Genomic DNA, 813 nt, shown 5'->3' with positions numbered 1-813 from the left:
CGCCGCGGTGCATGGGCGATTCCTTCCGAAATAGCTTGAAACAACATTATAGCAAAAATGGCCTCGATACAGAAGCCCAAATTTCCTGGCGCTACCAATTTCCAGAGACACGTATCTCACCACTAAGGCTCTGGTCCCCGCTAAGGTCGTACCTACAAATACACAAGCTCTCTCCGGTCTCCCGAAAGCCGAACTTACGGTAAAGGGCTTTGGATCGGTAATTGTTGGCTTGAGTAGATACAGAGATAGAGCGCACTCCCCTCCGTCGCAGAAATTGGATCCCTCTGTCCAGAAGAGCGGAGGCTATTCCTCTCCCCTGATACTCTGGATCAACCGCAATGCGGCTCAGGTGGGCATAATCACGCTCAAAAGAGATAAGGATGTATCCCCTCAGTTTTCTTGACTCACCGGCCACATAGAAAAAGGAGACCTCCTGGGAATCGATGATGTCCTTGAGACTTTGCTCGTCCATCCACCAGAATTGGTCGAAGGACCGGTTATCCAGTAAGAGCAGCTCCTCTTGATCCTCATCCTGAAAAGGCCTCAGTAGCACCGGGGTGTTTGTGGGAGGGGAGGTTCGTAGATCGTTCTTACGAAGGATATCCAGGTGTTGGTATGGATAAAACCCGAAGGAGAGGAAAGGCCTGCTATCCCTCTGGGTAAGGGGGGAGGTCACCAGGCTTTTTAGCCCCTGCTTTTTGGCCTGCTGGATCAAGAATTCCAACCAATACCCTTCCCTTTCCCTTCTACACCTCAGGAGCCAGATGACTCCGATCTCCTTTTGGCCTCGCCACTCATCCATTACAGCAATCT

General features: G+C 51.2%; 1 protein-coding gene. It reads right to left on the bottom strand.

Annotated elements, in window-relative coordinates:
• Nucleotides 1-91: 91 nt before the first annotated feature.
• A partial coding sequence (locus HW443_RS12170) for a GNAT family N-acetyltransferase (RefSeq protein ID WP_176238327.1) occupies nucleotides 92-813 on the bottom strand: 722 nt, incomplete at its 5' end.

Source organism: Candidatus Hakubella thermalkaliphila (genome assembly GCF_013281975.1).
In the GTDB taxonomy this organism is placed as follows: domain Bacteria; phylum Actinomycetota; class Humimicrobiia; order Hakubellales; family Hakubellaceae; genus Hakubella; species Hakubella thermalkaliphila.
This window is presented reverse-complemented; position numbering and strand designations above follow the sequence as displayed.